The 16,688-nt window shown below is 65.8% G+C and carries 15 protein-coding genes and 1 pseudogene; 9 read left to right on the plus strand and 7 right to left on the minus strand.

What is annotated here, in order from left to right; translation table 11 throughout:
• Nucleotides 1-391 precede the first annotated feature (391 nt).
• Nucleotides 392-1,521: pseudogene (locus tag GOAMI_RS06440) on the plus strand (NtaA/DmoA family FMN-dependent monooxygenase); the annotation flags it as partial.
• On the opposite strand, the gene GOAMI_RS06445 reads toward GOAMI_RS06440, so the two are convergent.
• The 3 genes from GOAMI_RS06445 to GOAMI_RS06455 form a co-directional block, all read right to left on the minus strand.
• Entirely contained in the window at nucleotides 1,480-2,955 is a 1,476-nt protein-coding gene (locus GOAMI_RS06445; protein ID WP_006435614.1) for a flavin-containing monooxygenase, read from the minus strand. The pseudogene GOAMI_RS06440 and the gene GOAMI_RS06445 overlap by 42 nt on opposite strands.
• Nucleotides 2,956-3,055: 100 nt before the next feature.
• Nucleotides 3,056-4,852: a thiamine pyrophosphate-requiring protein gene (locus GOAMI_RS06450; protein WP_006435615.1), complete on the minus strand. Its 1,797-nt coding sequence runs from the start codon at nucleotides 4,850-4,852 to the stop codon at nucleotides 3,056-3,058.
• A 114-nt stretch (nucleotides 4,853-4,966) separates the two neighbouring features.
• Complete coding sequence (locus GOAMI_RS06455) at nucleotides 4,967-5,761, minus strand: hydroxymethylpyrimidine/phosphomethylpyrimidine kinase (RefSeq protein ID WP_006435616.1); 795 nt, start codon at nucleotides 5,759-5,761, stop codon at nucleotides 4,967-4,969.
• A 161-nt stretch (nucleotides 5,762-5,922) separates the two neighbouring features.
• On the opposite strand from GOAMI_RS06455, the gene GOAMI_RS06460 reads away from it, so the two are divergent.
• The 7 genes from GOAMI_RS06460 to GOAMI_RS06490 all read left to right on the plus strand — a co-directional run bounded on the left by GOAMI_RS06460 (nucleotide 5,923) and on the right by GOAMI_RS06490 (nucleotide 13,162).
• Nucleotides 5,923-7,071, plus strand: coding sequence for a zinc-dependent alcohol dehydrogenase (locus GOAMI_RS06460; RefSeq protein ID WP_006435617.1), 1,149 nt, complete (start codon nucleotides 5,923-5,925; stop codon nucleotides 7,069-7,071).
• A gap of 12 nt (nucleotides 7,072-7,083) precedes the next feature.
• A complete protein-coding gene (locus GOAMI_RS06465; protein ID WP_006435618.1) occupies nucleotides 7,084-7,665 on the plus strand; it encodes a hypothetical protein in 582 nt (193 codons plus the stop codon).
• Between the two features lie 183 nt (nucleotides 7,666-7,848).
• Nucleotides 7,849-9,036 (plus strand): lipase family protein, encoded by a 1,188-nt coding sequence (locus tag GOAMI_RS06470; RefSeq protein ID WP_006435619.1) that lies wholly within the window; start codon nucleotides 7,849-7,851, stop codon nucleotides 9,034-9,036.
• Nucleotides 9,037-9,104: 68 nt separating this feature from the next.
• Complete coding sequence (locus GOAMI_RS06475) at nucleotides 9,105-9,758, plus strand: UdgX family uracil-DNA binding protein (RefSeq protein ID WP_006435620.1); 654 nt, start codon at nucleotides 9,105-9,107, stop codon at nucleotides 9,756-9,758.
• A gap of 352 nt (nucleotides 9,759-10,110) precedes the next feature.
• Nucleotides 10,111-10,545, plus strand: coding sequence for a nuclear transport factor 2 family protein (locus tag GOAMI_RS06480; RefSeq protein ID WP_006435621.1), 435 nt, complete (start codon nucleotides 10,111-10,113; stop codon nucleotides 10,543-10,545).
• A 146-nt stretch (nucleotides 10,546-10,691) separates the two neighbouring features.
• Nucleotides 10,692-12,014, plus strand: coding sequence for an NAD(P)H-binding protein (locus GOAMI_RS06485; protein ID WP_006435622.1), 1,323 nt, complete (start codon nucleotides 10,692-10,694; stop codon nucleotides 12,012-12,014).
• Between the two features lie 131 nt (nucleotides 12,015-12,145).
• The gene (locus GOAMI_RS06490) at nucleotides 12,146-13,162 is read left to right on the plus strand and encodes a YihY/virulence factor BrkB family protein (protein WP_006435623.1); all 1,017 of its coding nucleotides are present in this window, start codon (nucleotides 12,146-12,148) and stop codon (nucleotides 13,160-13,162) included.
• A gap of 4 nt (nucleotides 13,163-13,166) precedes the next feature.
• Here the strand turns inward: GOAMI_RS06490 and scpC are convergent, their stop codons facing one another.
• The 4 genes from scpC to GOAMI_RS06510 all read right to left on the minus strand — a co-directional run bounded on the left by scpC (nucleotide 13,167) and on the right by GOAMI_RS06510 (nucleotide 16,065).
• Entirely contained in the window at nucleotides 13,167-14,681 is a 1,515-nt protein-coding gene (scpC, locus tag GOAMI_RS06495) for a succinyl-CoA:acetate CoA-transferase ScpC (RefSeq protein ID WP_006435624.1), read from the minus strand.
• 140 nt (nucleotides 14,682-14,821) lie between these two features.
• Nucleotides 14,822-15,148 (minus strand): DMT family transporter, encoded by a 327-nt coding sequence (locus GOAMI_RS06500; protein ID WP_006435625.1) that lies wholly within the window; start codon nucleotides 15,146-15,148, stop codon nucleotides 14,822-14,824.
• Nucleotides 15,149-15,150: 2 nt separating this feature from the next.
• Complete coding sequence (locus GOAMI_RS06505; protein ID WP_006435626.1) at nucleotides 15,151-15,498, minus strand: DMT family transporter; 348 nt, start codon at nucleotides 15,496-15,498, stop codon at nucleotides 15,151-15,153.
• A gap of 102 nt (nucleotides 15,499-15,600) precedes the next feature.
• Complete coding sequence (locus GOAMI_RS06510) at nucleotides 15,601-16,065, minus strand: DoxX family protein (RefSeq protein WP_006435627.1); 465 nt, start codon at nucleotides 16,063-16,065, stop codon at nucleotides 15,601-15,603.
• A gap of 115 nt (nucleotides 16,066-16,180) precedes the next feature.
• Between GOAMI_RS06510 and GOAMI_RS06515 the strand changes: the two genes are divergently transcribed.
• The gene (locus GOAMI_RS06515) at nucleotides 16,181-16,654 is read left to right on the plus strand and encodes a MarR family winged helix-turn-helix transcriptional regulator (protein ID WP_006435628.1); all 474 of its coding nucleotides are present in this window, start codon (nucleotides 16,181-16,183) and stop codon (nucleotides 16,652-16,654) included.
• Nucleotides 16,655-16,688: the final 34 nt, after the last annotated feature.

The following is a 16,688-nucleotide window of genomic DNA, read 5'->3' on the forward strand; positions in this document are numbered from 1 at the left end:
CCCTGGGAGCATCACCGCTGCTCGCATACGGTCTGGGCGTCCGGACGGACGCAGCGTGGTCCTCTCTGCAGTGGATGAATGGGTCGCATGTCCAGAGTTCCGCTGTCTCACAGCAGCCTTCGTGGATGTGAGAAATGCGTAGAGTTTCTGGCCTATTGGAAATCCATCCACTTCGTCCAGAGGAATACCGATGACACAGACCTCCCACGCCATCCCGCGCGACGCCTTCGGTCCCGACGCCCACAGCGTCGATACCGAGGTGCTCGACTCTCACATCCACCACATCGAGCACGGCGATGGGAATCCCATCATCTTCTTGCACGGCAGCCCCACCAGCTCATACCTCTGGCGTCACGTGTTCACGCGTCTCACCGGACGCGGTCGCCTGATCGACGTCAGCCATGGCCGATCGTCGCCAGATGAACCTCAATAACGCTGGCGACCGTCGCCGGCGGGACCGAACGCATCGGACTCATCGCGACGGCCTCCACCACCTACTCCTACCCGTGGCAGCTCGCCCGAGCCCTCTCGACACTCGACCATCTGTCTCGCGGCCGTGCCGCGTGGAACATCGTCACCACCGACTCCCCCGACGCCGCAAGGAATTTCGGGTTGAACGGGAATCCCGACGCCGCGCTGCGGTACGAACGCGCGGAAGCCTTCGTCGAGGCGGTCGAAGCGCTGTGGGACTCATGGGACGACGACGCGGTCGTGCTCGACCGAGCGGCCGGACGGTACGTGGACACGAGCCGCATCCATCATCCGAACATCGCCGGTCCCCATCTGAAAGTCGCCGGCGCGCTCACCACGCCGCGTCCGCCGCAAGGACACCCCGTCCTGGTACAGGCGGGTTCGTCCGACCATGGCCGCGTGTTCGCGGCGCGACATGCCGAGGCGATCTTCACTGCTCAGCAGCGCATCGAGGATGCGCAGGCCTTTTACCGGGACGTCAAGAGCAGAGCCTTCGATCTCGGCCGAAACCCCGACCACATCAAGATCCTGCCGGGACTCAGCCCGTTCATCGGCGGCACCGAGGAGGAGGCTCGCCGACTCGAGCGGGAGTTCAACGAACTGACGATTCCCGCTTTCGGTCTCATGCAGCTCAAGGACTTCGCCTACGTCGACCTCGACGATCTGGACCTCGACACGCCCGTACCGATCGAGGCGTTCGGCGACGCGGGCGACGTCACGAACAACAAGAAGTCACGAACGCAGGTGTACGCCGACATCGTCCGTCGCGAGAAGCCGACACTTCGGCAGTTGCTGCACAAGCTCGCCGGTGCCCGCGGTCACCGCGTCGTCGCCGGTACCCCCGAGCAGATCGCGGACACGATGGCGGACTGGTTCCACAACCGCGCGGCCGACGGCTTCAACGTCATGCCGCCATTCCTGCCCGGTGGGTTCGACGTGTTCGCCGAGACCGTGGTACCGATCCTGCGCCGCCGTGGCCTGTTCCGAGAGGGCTACGAAGGCACGACGCTACGCGAGCACCTCGGGCTGCCGCGCCCGGGCAAACCGTAGGTTCTCGTCGGCGACACCGCCTTTGAACAGACGACGGTCGGTGTAATAGCTCATCGACATCACCCACGGTGCGCGTGGTCCCTGTTTCGGCAGGGTGTCGAGAGCACGCTGGACGTAGCCGGCGCCGAAGTCGAGCAGCGGACGAGTGGGCATGTCCGGGTCGGCGACCGCCCACACCGCGTCGTGGCCGTGAGAGTCCATGTAGCCGAGCAGCTTACAGAAGTACTGGCAGAGCAACCCGATCTTCAGTGTCCAGGACGCATTGGTGTAGCCGATCGCCAGCGCGAAGTTCGGCACACCGGACAACATGATCCCGCGGTACACGACGGTGTCCGGCAGTGAGACGGGCTCTCCGTCGACGGTGAGCTCGATACCGCCGATGATCTTGATGTTGAGACCTGTTGCGGTGACGATGATGTCGGCCTCGAGTTCGGTGCCGCTCTCCAGGAGGATGCCGGTCTCGGTGAAGGATGCGATCCGATCGGTGACGATCGAGGCCTTGCCCGCCCGGATGGTGCGGAATAGATCGGCATCGGGCACCACGCACAGCCGCTGATCCCACGGGTCGTAGGGCGGATTGAAGTGCACGTCGACCGGAAAGTCGTCCGGCAGCTGAGACTCGTTGATCTTCCGGATCATCCGCCGGGCGACCCGCGGGAACCGCTGGCACAGTTCGAACAGGATTCGCTGCTGCGCGACGTTCTTCTGCCGGGTCAGTGCGTATCCGCGCTTGTCGCCGAAGATCCGCTTCAGAGCGTTGGCGAGGGCGTCCTCCCGCGGCAGCGGGATGACATAGGTGGGCGTGCGCTGCAGCATCGTCACATGCGCGGTCTCGTCGGCCATCGCCGGGAGAAGCGTCACGGCGGTCGCGCCGCTTCCGATCACCACGACTCGCTTGCCTGTGTAGTCGAGATCCTCCGGCCAGTGTTGCGGATGCACGATCTGACCGCGGAACCGATCCTGTCCGGCGAAGTCGGGACTGAACCCTTCGTCGTAGTCGTAGTAGCCGGAACCGCAGAAGATCCAACGCGCGCTGATCTGCGTCCGTTCACCGGTATCGGCCCGTTCGATGTCGACCAGCCAGCGTGCGTCGTCCGAGGACCAGGCGGCGGACACGACCTTGTGGTGGTACCGGATGTGGCCGGCGAGGCGGTTGTCCTCGATCGTCTCGTGCAGGTAGTCGAGAATCCGCGGGGCGTCGGCGATCGCCTGCTTGTCCGTCCACGGTTTGAACTCGTAGCCGAAGGTGTGCAGGTCCGAGTCCGAGCGAATGCCCGGATAACGGAAGAGGTCCCAGGTGCCTCCGGCGGCCCCGCGGGCCTCGACGATGGTGAACGTCTTCGACGGCTGCTCGGATCGCAGATAGTGGGCGGCGCCGATCCCCGAGATCCCGGCTCCGATGATGAGGACGTCGACGTGGTCTGCTGCGGTCACGGATACTCCTGGCTGTGCGGCGTGGTGCTGTCTCCAGGATGCCTCAGTCGGCCGCGCGGCAGGACCGATCCGCTCGCGTTCAAACCGGTCGGCCGAAGCTTCACGCCTTGGAACCTCTCCATGGCAGGAACTGCTCAAGGCTGTGCTTGGCGACGTTCTTCGTCACCTCCCAGGCGTCCTCGTCACCCTTCACGAGCGCTTCGCTCAAGGCCATGGCCTGCTCACGGGTGGAGTGCGGCGGAATGGGAGGCACGGTGGGATCGCACCGCACGTCGAGCAGAGCGGGACGGCCGGCGGCGAGGGCTTCGTCCCAAGCCTCACCGAGTCGATCGGGATCGTCGACGTTGATCCCGGTCAGACCGAGACCGCGCGCAAACGCGGCATAGTCGACGTCCGGAAGAGTCTGCGAGGGTGGGAACTTCGGCGACCCGGACATCGCCCGCTGTTCCCACGTCACCTGGTTGAGATCGTTGTTGTGCAGCACGGCCACGATGAATGTCGGGTTCTCCCACCGCTCCCAGTAGTGGGCAACCGTGATCATCTCGGCCAGACCGTTCATCTGCATCGCGCCGTCGCCCTCGAAGGCGATGGTCGGCCGGTCGGAGTGCGCCCATTTGGCGCCGATGGCATAGGGAACCGCCGGACCCATCGTGGCGAGCGTCCCCGAGAGCGATCCGCGCATGCCCTCTCGGAAGACGATGTGCCGCGCGTACCAGTCGGCTGCACTGCCCGAGTCGGCGGTCACGATCGAGTCGGCCGGTGCTCGCAGTGAGAATTCGTGAAAGATCCGCATGGGGTTCACCGGATCCGCGGCGGTCATCGCCTGATGCTCCGCGGTCGACCACCACCGCGTCACGTCGTTCTCGACCTTCTCCCGCCACGAACGATCAGCCTTCTTCTCCAGCAACGGGATCAGCGCACGCAGGGTGGCGCGGGCATCGCCGACGACGTTGAGCTCGTTCGGGTATCGCATGCCGATCAGCTTCGGTGAGCGATCGATCTGCACTCCCCTGGCCTGACCGAACGGTGGAAGGAACTGCGAGTACGGGAAATTGGATCCCACGGTGAGGAGTGTGTCGCAGTCGGTCATCATGCGGTGACTGGCGGTGGTCCCGATCAGGCCGATCGAACCGGTCACCCAGGGCAAGGTGTCGGGGAGGACATCCCGTCCCAGAAGGGCTTTCGCGCAGCCGGCGCCGAGGAGGTCGGCGACCTCGGTCAATTCGGGAACACAGTCGCGGGCACCTTGCCCGACGAGCATGGCGACACGCTCACCGGCATTGAGGATGTCCGCGGCGCGGGAGAGCGCCTCATCGTCGGGTACCGACGTCGCCGGCTCGACACCGAAACTCGACGGCACCTGCTTGAACGCCTGCTGCGGCGGATCGTAGTCGAGGTCGAGGACATCCGACGGAAAGATGATGGCCGTCGGCGCCCGTTCGGCGAGCGCGACCCGAATCGCTCGGTCGAGGAGATTCGGCAACTGTTCGGGCACCGTGCACATCTGCACGAAGTCACTACACACATCCTTGAACAACGCGTGCATGTCGATCTCCTGCTGATACGCGCCGCCGATCGCGGAGCGTTCGGTCTGACCGACCAGCGCGACCACGGGAACATGATCGAGCTTCGCGTCGTAGAGACCGTTGAGCAGATGGATCCCGCCCGGACCGCTCGTGGCCGCGCACACGCCGACCTCGCCGGAGAACTTCGCGTACCCGACCGCCTGGAAGGCGCTCATCTCCTCGTGCCGCGATTGCACGAACTGCGGGTCGTTGTCAGCGCGCACCCAGGCGGAGAGCAACCCGTTGATTCCGTCTCCCGAGTAGCCGAAGACCTGCCGAACTCCCCATTCGCGTAGGCGTTTCAGGACGACGTCGGCGACTGTCTTCGCCATGGTTCTCCTCTGCGTTCGACTCTGCCATCATCGGCTCGGGTGCCGAGGGCTTGTCGTCGCATACCCGGGACGCCGGGTCCCGACACGTCAACCGGGCGGCGCCGGCGGAGCCGGTTACAGCTGTCCGTGCCAGACGGCGTCGAACGGTGCGGTCGAGCCGAGGCGGCCGACGATCCCACGGTGGGTGTACTCCTTGGCCGCGCGCACCGCGTCGAGGACATCGGCCCCCTTGGTCAGCTCGGCGGTCGTCGCTGCGGCGAACACACATCCCGCACCGGAGACCCGCTCGTCGCCCACCTTGGGTGCGCGCAGGATGGTGATGTCGGTGCCGTCGAAGACGACGTCCACGGCCTCGTCGCCGGTGAGCCCGACGCCGCCCTTGACGATCACGTATTTCGGTCCGAGATCGGCGATACGACGGGCCGCCTCGGCGAGCTCGTCGACGCTGGTGAGCTCGTCCATACCGGCGAGGGTTGCGGCCTCGAACATGTTGGGTGTCACGACGGTGGCCAGCGGGAGGATCTCCGCGCGCAGCGCATTGTCCGTGTCGAGTGCGGCACCGGGTTCCTGACCCTTGCAGATGAGAACCGGGTCGACGACCACGTGTCGCCACGACCTCGACGCCAGTGCCTCGGCAACCGTCGAGATGGTCGCGGGCGTGCCCAGCATGCCGATCTTGACGACCTCGGGCTCGTGCGCGACGGTGGCGGCCTCGATCTGGTCGGCGATCACGCCGGCCTCGATCGGGACGAAACGATGACCCCAGCCGGCCTTGGGATCGAAGGACACAATGCAGGTGATGGTCCCGACGCCGTAGGTGCCGAGCTGGGCGAAGGTCCGGAGGTCGGCCTGGATTCCCGCGCCACCGGTCGCCTCGGAACCGGCGATCACATACGACACCACTGACATGCTCGATCCTTTCGTGGTTCTGGATGAACCGGGTCCTTTTGTACACCCCCGGCTCGATCCGAGGAGACGGGAGTCGGTGCCGACGGTCTCGACCGTGACGTTTGCCCGAAAAGCGATGGGGTATCCGACGCCGCATGACAGCGTCGACCAGTACCGACACGATGCGTGCAATGGTCTATCGCGGGCCGTGCAAGGTCCGCGTGGAACAGCGACCCCTGCCTCGCATCGAACATCCCAACGATGCGATCGTCCGGGTCACGCACGCGGCGATCTGCGGTTCCGATCTGCACCTCTACCACGGCATGATGCCCGACACGCGGCCCGGCATGACCTTCGGGCACGAGTTCATCGGCGTGGTCGAGTCGGTCGGCGGATCGGTGCAGAACCTGAAGGTCGGCGACCGCGTGATGGTGCCGTTCAACGTCTACTGCGGCACCTGCTACTTCTGTGCGCGGGGCCTGTACTCCAACTGCCACAACGTGAATCCCAACACGACCGCGGTCGGTGGTATCTACGGGTATTCGCACACCTGTGGGGGATACGACGGCGGGCAGGCCGAATTCGTGCGGGTTCCCTTCGCCGACGTCGGCCCCAGTGTGATCCCGGACTGGATGGACCCCGAGGACGCACTACTGCTCACCGATGCCCTGGCCACAGGCTATTTCGGTGCGCAACTCGCCGATATCCGTCAGGGCGAGACGGTCATCGTGTTCGGCGCCGGCCCGGTCGGGCTGTACGCGGCACGCTCGTCCTGGTTCATGGGCGCCGGTCGGGTCATCGTCATCGATCACCTGCAGTACCGACTGGACAAAGCCGAGACGTTCGCGCATGCGGAGACCTACAACTTCGCCGACTACGACGACATCATCGTCCACTTGAAGAACATCACCGACAACATCGGTGCCGACCGCGTGATCGATGCGGTCGGCGCCGAGGCCGACGGACACTTCCTCCAACACGTCACGGCCACCAAGCTCAAACTCCAGGGAGGATCACCGGTCGCCTTGAACTGGGCCATCGACTCAGTGCGCAAGGGTGGCACGGTCTCGGTGATGGGCGCCTACGGACCGATCTTCAGCGCCGTCAAGTTCGGCGACGCCATGAACAAGGGGCTGACGCTCAACATGAACCAGTGCCCGGTCAAGCGACAGTGGCCGCGACTGTTCGAACACATCCGGAACGGCTACTTCAAGCCGAATGACATAGTGACGCACCGTATTCCGCTCGAGCACATCGCCGACGGGTATCACATCTTCTCGTCGAAGCTGGACGGATGCATCAAGCCCATCATCGTCACCGACGCCGGCTGAGGAGACGACCATATGCCTGCCTACCCCCCAGACCGCCCCAATGACCCGGACACCTCCGACCTTGTGGACCGCATACCCGGTTGGGGCGTCGACGCCGACCCGGCCACGCGGCCCGCGGTCCCGAAGGAACTGCCGGTCGGGCCCGCGCCCGGTGTCCACTGGGACGTACCGGAGGACCAGCCCGACGGTGGGTCGAGAGAACGGTCCAATGAACATGCCTTCCTGACACCGGTTTTCGGTACGTCGACGCCGCCCAGCGGTCTGTCCGGAGTCATCCGCCGGTCCGCGTACCGATTCAGCGAGGGTCGGGCGGCACACTGGCTGATCCTGATCGGGGCCGATCGCGTCGCGGCGGTCGAGGCGCACCTCCGGTCCTTCGCCACCGGCCGACCCGACAATCCGATCACCGAGACCGGCATCGGGGCCGAGCTCAGCCACCGCGGATTGTCGTCGCGGGCCGGGCGAAAGCGCGTGGACGACAACCATGCCTGGCTCGATCCGATCCTCGTCGGGGGACCGTGGGTCGCCGCGATGGCGGCAACCGGAGTGGTGACACGCGCCGTCCTCCGGCGCGGGCGTTCGCGAGGTCGCTGACCAACTCCCGGTTTCCCGACGCCGGCGCACGGATTTTCTCAAACCCCGGACATCGGGCGCCAACATCGAACTAATTGATACATGTCCATCGGGGGTCGTCGAAGCAGCAGGTCCGTTCGCGAACACTTTCGCGGTTCATCTCCACGTCGTCGGCGTCTGTGGGCCCTGCTCGCGGCCTGCGCAGTGGCGTCGGGGGCGTCGCTCACCGGCATCGGTCCGGCGACCGCCGACCCGTACGCCGGCTTCTACGACCCACCGTCGACCTTCGACACCCGCCCCGGATCGCTGATCCGGTCGGCGCCGTCGTACGCGGCGATCATCCCGTTCACCGGCGCGAACATCGACGCCCGGACCACCACGGTGATGTACGCGAGTACCGGCGCGCGGAACCGTCCGACTGCCGTGACCGGCAGTGTCCTCGTCCCCCGATCACCCTGGGCCGGACGCGGCGAACGTCCGGTCGTGGTGGTCGGGTCCGGGACCATCGGTGCCGGCGACCAATGTGCGCCCTCGCGACTGTTGCGGTACGGGCAGGCGTACGAGGAGCTCGCGATAGGGGCGCTCCTCGCGAACGGTTATGCGGTGGCGCTGACCGACTATGAGGGACTCGGCACGCCCGGTGATCACCCCTACCTCAACCGCAGGTCGCTGGGGACGTCGATGCTGGACATGGCGCGGGTGGCACGCAACCCGAAGTTCGGGGTGAGCGCCCGGGCCCCGGTCGCGTTGTGGGGCTACTCAGAGGGAGGCTTCGCGGCCGGTTCCGCCGCCGAACTCGCCGGGTCGTACGCTCCCGAACTCCCGATCTTCGGCGCCTTCGCCGGTGCCCCGGCACCGGACCTGGCAGATCTGGCCCGACTCGGGGACGGGAGCCTCCTCGGAGGTGGCGTCGGCTGGGTGGTCAACGGCTTCATCGCCGCCTACCCCGAACGACGTGCGGAGTTCCTCTCCGTGTTCAACCCCCTCGGCCGGAACGTTCTGCGACAGGTCAACTCGTACTGTGTCTTCGATGTGCTCCGGATGAATCCGTTTGTGCCCACGACCTTCTACACCCGGGACGGCCGCCCCATCGCCACCCATCTGCGCAACGAGCCGTGGCGGACGGCGGTGAACGACCAACGTCTGGGCCGTGTCGCGCCGCGGATGCCGATCCTGGTGAGTCAGAACCGTGGCGACGACGTGGTCGATCCGCGCGGCACGGATCGGATGGTGCGGTCCTGGCGTGCACAGGGAGCGGATGTCACCGTCGAGACGATGTATCTCCCGCTGGTGCTGCCGGGGACGTTCCTCGGACACGGGATCGGATTGACCTCGGAGCTCGCGGCCCTGTCCTGGCTGAATGGCAAGGCGGCCGCCCTGCCGGCGCGATGACCGAGGTGTGAGGTCCTACGCCTCCGGGTATGTCCACTTCCGGTCGCACAGCCGCCGGAAGGAACGTCATGGCATTCCCTGGGGCAGAACGGTTCCTGCCGGACTCGCACGATCTCGGCGACCTGGTCGAGGCCGCCCGTACGTGCCGCGGCTGCGACCTCTACAAGGCGGCTGATCAGACCGTCTTCGGAGCCGGATCGCCGGGTTCGACGATCATGTTCGTCGGCGAACAACCCGGGGATCAGGAGGATCGGGCGGGTAAACCGTTCGTCGGTCCGGCGGGGCGGGTGTTCGATCGTGCCCTCGACGCCGCCGAGATCGATCGCGAACTCACCTACGTCACCAACGCGGTGAAACATTTCAAGTTCACCCGCGCGGCCGGCCAGAAACGTCGGATCCACGACAAGCCGTCGCGAACCGAAGTGGTGGCGTGCCGACCGTGGTTGCTGGCCGAACTCGACGCCGTCGCACCCCGAATCGTGGTGTGCCTCGGTGCGACCGCGGCCCAGGCGTTGCTCGGGAGCACGTTCCGGCTGACCCGGCACCGGGGCGAACGATTCGATCTGGCCGCCGACGGTGATGTCGGACCCGACTACGCCGTGGACGTGCTGGCGACCGTCCACCCGTCGTCGCTCCTGCGTGGACCGTCGGACAAACGTGACCGGGCCTTCGACGAGTTCGTCGCCGACCTACGGATGGTGCGGGAACTGCTGCAATCCTGATCTTCCATCGCCGGCCGAACGGTGACGACCGAGCGAAGCGGCCGTATCTACTGCGAAACGTCCTCCAGCACTGTGTAACTCGGGTCCTCGCGATGAAATCCATGAAGCCTGTCCCTGGAAGGTTGCGCCGAACTCCCGGACAGGAGTCTGGAGGTGTCTATAGTCGGCAGGGTGCGGCCATGACGTGGAGGAATGGCCGTCGCCCGTCGATTGGTTCGAGATGTCTGACCTGGTGGCAGATTGGCCGGGTCGACGACCGAAGTGCCTCTGCCCCACCGCGGATCGTCTTCCGTCCGAACCACTGACCACGACCCGGCATCGCCCCGTGGCGGTGCGCACAGAATGGAGAGCCGTGAACACCTCAGAGATCGCCGACCGGTTCGAGATCGCCGACACGCTCTACAGATATGCCCGTGCGGTCGACACCAAGGACTGGGATCTGTGGCGCTCCGTGTTCACTGCCGACGCCACGGTCGACTATTCCTCGGCGCCCGCCGGTCGATCGGGAAGCCGCGACGAGATCGCCGCGTGGCTGGAGGAGAGCTTCGCATTCGTCACGGTCAGCCAACACTTCATCACCAACATCGAATACTCCTTCGAGGGCGACCGCGCCCAGGTCCGCGCGATGTTCTACAACCCCATGCAGTTCGTGGGGATGGCCGAACTCAGCACGTGCGGCGGGAACTATCACCACTCGATGGTGCGCACCGAAACGGGCTGGCGGAGCGAACGCCTGCACGAAGAGAGCATCTGGTTCGTCAATTCGCCCCTTGCGCAGGACGACTGACGACGCCACGCGACGCGACGCCGTCCGGCGTTACCGACCTGTCGCCCGAGGGAACGATCCGGGACCAACACTCGGCGACGGGCCCGGCGTCGACGTTTCCACTCCTAGCGTGAGGGGTAACGCCCGAAGACACACAGAGGAGTCATGTGAACGACACGCGAACCTGTCTGGTCACCGGAGCGACCGGCTACGTCGGGGGCCGGCTGGCACCCCGGTTGCTCGACCGCGGTCACCGTGTCCGTGCGCTGGCCCGGACACCGTCGAAGCTGGCCGACGCGCCGTGGACGGCCGACCCACGTGCAGAGGTCGTCCAGGGTGACCTGTCGGACCGTGACTCACTGGTGGCGGCCTTCGCCGGCGTCGACGTCGTCTATCACCTGGTTCATTCGATGAGCACCGACGCAGACTTCGCAACCGAAGAGCGACGCTCTGCCGAGAACGTGGTGGCAGCGGCACAGGAGTGCGGCGTGTCCCGGATCGTCTATCTGGGCGGGTTGCACCCCGAGGGAACCGAACTGTCCGAACACCTGGCATCGCGGGCCGAGGTCGGCGACATCCTCATCGAGTCGCCGGTCGAAACCGTCGCGCTGCAGGCCGGAACCCTCATCGGGTCCGGATCGGCGTCGTTCGAACTCATCCGCCACCTCACCGAACGGCTGCCGGCGATGACGACACCGCGGTGGGTCAGCAACAAGATCCAGCCCATCGCGGTCTCCGACGCGATGCACTACCTCGTCGAGGCCGCGACCGCGGAGGTCCCGTCGTCTCGAACCTGGGACATCGGCGGACCGGATGTTCTGGAGTACGGCGACATGATGCGGATCTACGCACAGGTCGCCGGACTCCGCCCCCGGACGATGGTCGTCCTTCCGTTCCTCACACCGTCGGTGGCGAGTCGTTGGGTCCGCTTCGTGACACCTATCCGGGGGAAGATCGCCCGGCCGCTGATCGAGTCGCTGGAATGCGACGCCGTCTGCCGAAACCGCGACATCGACTCGATCATCCCTCGCCCACCGGGCGGGTTGACGCCGTACAGCCGCGCAGTCGCCGAGACACTGAACCGGGCCGAACGTGGCGCCGCACCGGCGACGTGGGCAAAGGCCGCCGCGGATGTGCCTGCATCCGAACCGATCCCGACCGACCCCGACTGGGCCGGAGAAGAGGTGTTCGAGACGAGTACGACGACCGTCGAAAACGGATCCGCCGACGAGATCTGGGATTCCCTCGAGCGGCGCGGGCAGGTTGTCGGCGAGAACCGTCCCGAGTTCCTGCGCGTTCGGGTGAGCGAGGACTCGCGCGGGAACGGGTTCATCGAGTACGCGTTGCGCGACCTCGGTGGCGATTCCCCACGTACCGAGGTGACCACCACCTGCCGCTTCTTTCCCCACGGGATCGTCGGACTCGCCTACTGGCGACTCGGAGGTCCGTTTCGCGCACTCGGTGTGCCGTCCGCGGATCCGTTTCACTGAGGGGCAGATCGGATTCGCTGACCGACGGACCGGGCTACCGGGGATCGGGTGACTCGCGGGATACAGTCAGCAGACCCGCCGATCGGGCGGTGCCGGCACGACCGGGCGGACGACGAGCAGAAGGTGATCGGGTGTCGCTGTCGGAACGGATCGACGACTTCCAGCGACGTCATCCGGCGACCGGATTCCCACTGGCGGTGATCTACAAGTTCGTCGACGATCAGGGCGCGTACCTGGCCGCACTCTGCACCTACTACGCGTTCATCTCCCTGTTCCCGCTGCTGTTGTTGTTCTCGACGATCCTGGGCATCGTGCTCGCCGACAATCCGGAACTGCAGGAGCGGATCCTGGACTCGGCGATGAGTCAGATCCCGGTCATCGGGAGCCAGCTCGGAGAGCCCGAGAAACTCAGCGGCGGGATCCCGGCCCTCGTGATCGGTGTGCTCGTCTCGCTGTACGGCGGTCTGGGTGTCGCCGTCGCGGCCCAGAATGCGATGAACACGATCTGGGCAGTGCCGCGCAACGAACGACCGGACCCGATCTTCGTGCGTCTGCGCGGCATGGTGCTGCTGTCGACGGTCGGCCTCGCCGTCATCGGGCTGACCGTGGTCAACGGCCTCGCCGCCGGTATCGAGCTGGGCGTCGTCGGACGCTGGTTCGCGATTCTCGGCTCCGTCGTGCTGAGCACGTCCGTCTTCATCGTGGCGTTCCGGTTCGGTACCGCTCGAGCTCTGTCGGTGCGCGACGTCCTACCCGGTGCGCTGGCGGCCGCGGCGTGCTGGCAGGCGATCCAGACCTTCGGCGCGGTGTACGTCGCACGCGTCATCGCCAACGCGAGCTCCACCAACGGCGTCTTCGCCATCGTTCTCGGGCTGCTCGCGTTTCTCTATGTGACCTCGATCGTGCTGGTGTTCTGCCTCGAAGCGAATTCCGTACGCGTGGATCACCTGTATCCGCGATCGCTGCTGACACCGTTCACCGACAACGTCATCCTCACCGAAGGCGACGAAGCCGCCTACTCGGCGCAGGTCAGGGCGCAGCGGAACAAGGGGTTTCAGGCGATCGACGTGACTTTCGACAACCCACGCGAGGACCGCACGAACGGGGAGGACGCCCCGGCTGGTCAGGGTGGAGACGATTCGCGCTGAGTCCTCAGCGCATGGAGCCGGTCTCCAGGTACCGCTGATGGAAGCTGAACGCCTCACCGAGGATGTGCGGGGTCTGGCCGGCGGCCGGCATCGCCTCGGCCCGGACGAAGTAATCGTTCAGCATGGGCCGGAACTCCGGGTGCGCACATTTCTCGATGATCAGGGGCGCGCGGCGTCGCGGCGACAGGCCACGTAGGTCGGCCAGCCCGTGCTCGGTGACGATCACCTGGCAGTCGTGTTCGGTGTGGTCGACGTGCGGCGTCATCGGCACGATCGACGAGATCGCGCCGTCGCGGGCCGTCGACGGACTCAGGAACAACGACACATAACCGTTGCGGGCGAAGTCACCCGACCCGCCGATGCCGTTCATGATCCTGGTGCCCATCACGTGCGTCGAGTTCACGTTGCCGTAGATGTCGGCCTCGAGCATGCCGTTCATCGCGATCACACCGAGACGGCGGACGACCTCGGGATGGTTGCTGATCTCCTGCGGACGCAGGGTGATGTGGTTCCGGTAGAAGTCGACGTTGGACGTCAACTCCTCGATGCCGGCCTCGCTCAGTGCCAGTGCGGTCGACGACGCGTGGGACACGGTCCCGTCCTTGATCAGCCGCAGCATGCTGTCCTGGATGACCTCCGAATAGCAGGTCAGCCCCTTGTAGGGGCCGCGGTCCAGACCGCCGAGCACGGCGTTGGCGACGTTGCCGATACCTGCTTGCAGAGGAAGCAGTGTGTCCGCGGGCAACCGGCCGTTGCGGACCTCGTAGTCGAAGAAGTCGAGGACGTGACCGGCGATCGCCTCACTGATGGCGTCGGGCGGGGTCACGGGGCTGGCGCTGTCGCGGTGATCGGTCTCCACGACGGCGACGACCTTGGCCGGGTCGACCCGGAAGGTCTGCTGGCCGATCCGGTCCTGTACGCGGGTCAGCGGGATCGGCTTGCGGTTGGGCGGAAGGGCCGTGCCGTAGTACACGTCGTGCATTCCCTCGACGCCCGCGGGTACCCACGAGTTGACCTCGAGGATGACCTTCTCGGCCACGTCGAGCCAGGTCTTGTTGTTGCCGATGGACGCGGACGGAATCAGCTCCCCCGATTCGGTGATTCCGGAAACCTCGACGACGGCGACGTCGACTTTGCCGTAATAGCCCACCCACACCTGCTGGGCCACGTGGGACAGGTGTATGTCGACGTAGTCCATCCGACCGTCGTTGATGCGTTTACGGGCGGTGGCCTCCGACTGGTACGGCATCCGCAGCGCGATGCCGTCGACCTCGGTGAGGAGGCGTTCGGTCTCGGTCGAGACCGAGGCGCCCGTCAACAGGTTGATGGTGAAATTCGAACCCGTCGCCCGGGCTCCCCTGATCTTGTCCGCGAGGGCGGGGATGATCACCTTCGGTGTTCCGGCACTGGCAAATCCGCTGATCGCCACGGTGTCGTCGGGCTGGATGAACTGCACTGCGTCGTCGGCGGACATCACCTTCGACGCGTATGCGGTGCTGCGAATACGTCCCGACGGCACGGAACTACCTACGGTGGGGGTCACGTCCCTCAGGATAAGCACAGGTCGAAATGATCACGGTCACGGATGACCGAGGCATGTCGATCGCGGCATGGTATGAGGCCTCGGGTGAGTTGGTCGGTTGACCTGTCCGGTAAGTCTCAGTGCACGGCGCCCAGCTCGACGAGCAGCACTCCCACGACGATGACTCCGATGCCGGCCAGCACCCGGGGGGGGGGGGTGAGTCGTTCCCGGAACAGGAAGTGGGCTGCGATGGCGGTCGCCGCCACACCGGCCGCCGCCCAGATCCCATAGGCGACACCGAGCGGGATTCCCTGACGGAGTGCGACTGTCAGTGCGACGAAGGCGATGAGATAGCCGACCACGACGATCCCGTAGAACCGCGGTCTCCCGTCGGTGGCGACGCGGAGTGCGAGCGTGGCACTGACCTCCGCCACGATCGCCAGGATGACGAAGACGTACCCCACGTTCATGCCTCGTCGATCATCGCGGCGACCGGTGCGTGGGACGAGGACCCGGATTCGACGAGCACGACCCCGATCATGATGCACACGATCCCCACCGCCATGACGGGACTGAACGCCTCATCGAATATCAGGGAGGCGAGCACCGCCGTCAGGGCGACGCCGGTTGCCGACCACACGCCGTACGCGACGCCGATCCCCATCCCCCGCTTCAGGACTGCGGCCAGCATGAAGGCCGTCGCGTAGCCGACGACCACCACGAGGTAGAGGGCCGGGAGTGATTCCGAGCCTTTGAGAGACAACGTCGCGGCGACCTCGGACACGATCGCGCCGATGAGGAGGATCCAGGGCAATGGGGTTCCTTCGACGGTTGAGGGACTTCGCGCGAAATCTACCCCGCCAATGGCTCGGACCCGCAGCCTGGGCTGCGGGTCCGAAAACGGGTGTGTGTGCGGTCAGTTGGCGGAGCCGACCGTCGTCGCCGGACGGTTGCCGTCGACGGCGAGCCAGGGCGCCTTGGTGCCGAGGATCGCGTCGATGCTGAAACGGCCTGCACCGACCACGGCCAGCAGAAGCGCGCCGGCGCCGAGTGCCAGCACGAGTTCATAGCCGCCGTCGGAGGCCCAGATGCCGTTGTCGATGTGGGCGATGAACAGCGCGCCCAGCATGTCGAGGAAGAACAGCAGGCCGACGACCGGGGTGAGCAGACCGGCGATCAGAGCGATACCGCCGAGGATCTCGAGCCAGGTGACGAGGAACGCCGAGATCGCGGGCAGTGGAACGTCCATCATCTCGAACCCGGCTTTGGGGCCGGCCCACCCGTTCTGCTGGAACTTCTGCAGGCCATGGGCCAGGAAAACGGCGCCGAATGCGATGCGTGCGAGGAGGATTCCCACGCTGCGGGCGATGGGACTGGACATGGAAAACCGCCTTGAGCTCGAGGATTCACTTGATGTGTCAATTGATGAATCTAGGACCTATGACTTGATGAGTCAAGTGAAGCTTCAAGTAATGGAGATCGGATAGACTGCGCGAATGTCCGGTGAGCAGGAGCCCAGATGGCTCGACGACGAGGAGATGGACGCCTGGATTCAGGTGGCCACGGCGCTGGCTCGGCTCCCCCATGCGCTCGACGCTCAGCTGCTCCGGGATGCGCAGCTCACCCACTTCGAATACGAGGTCCTCTCCGCGTTGTCCGAAGCGCCCGACCGCACGTTGCGGATGAGTGAGCTCGCCGAGATGTCCTATGGTTCCCTGTCGCGTCTCTCCCATGTGGTGGGTCGGCTGGAGAAACGTGAATGGGTGCGCCGCCATCAGTGCCCGGAGGATGGTCGCTTCACGAATGCGGTTCTGACAGAAGCGGGTTGGGACAAGGTGGTGGCTACTGCGCCCGGTTATGTCGCCAATGTGCGTCGGCTTGTCGTCGACCGCCTGACCCGTGCGCAGTTGCGTCAGGTGTCAGCGATCGGGCGGCGGGTCAACAACAACGACGAACCCGGCACGCGCTGACGGTCGTCCACGGCTCGCGTTCAACCGCTGTGTG

The organism is Gordonia amicalis NBRC 100051 = JCM 11271 (genome assembly GCF_000332995.1).
GTDB lineage: Bacteria > Actinomycetota > Actinomycetes > Mycobacteriales > Mycobacteriaceae > Gordonia > Gordonia amicalis.

What these genes read in the sequence shown, in the direction of transcription:
- GOAMI_RS06475 (WP_006435620.1), top strand. Translation starts at nt 9,105, where the DNA reads ATGGCATTCCCTGGGGCAGAACGGTTCCTGCCGGACTCGCACGATCTC.
- GOAMI_RS06460 (WP_006435617.1), top strand. Translation starts at nt 5,923, where the DNA reads ATGCGTGCAATGGTCTATCGCGGGCCGTGCAAGGTCCGCGTGGAACAG.
- GOAMI_RS06450 (WP_006435615.1), bottom strand. Translation starts at nt 4,852, where the DNA reads ATGGCGAAGACAGTCGCCGACGTCGTCCTGAAACGCCTACGCGAATGG.
- GOAMI_RS06510 (WP_006435627.1), bottom strand. Translation starts at nt 16,065, where the DNA reads ATGTCCAGTCCCATCGCCCGCAGCGTGGGAATCCTCCTCGCACGCATC.
- GOAMI_RS06455 (WP_006435616.1), bottom strand. Translation starts at nt 5,761, where the DNA reads ATGTCAGTGGTGTCGTATGTGATCGCCGGTTCCGAGGCGACCGGTGGC.
- GOAMI_RS06515 (WP_006435628.1), top strand. Translation starts at nt 16,181, where the DNA reads ATGTCCGGTGAGCAGGAGCCCAGATGGCTCGACGACGAGGAGATGGAC.
- GOAMI_RS06465 (WP_006435618.1), top strand. Translation starts at nt 7,084, where the DNA reads ATGCCTGCCTACCCCCCAGACCGCCCCAATGACCCGGACACCTCCGAC.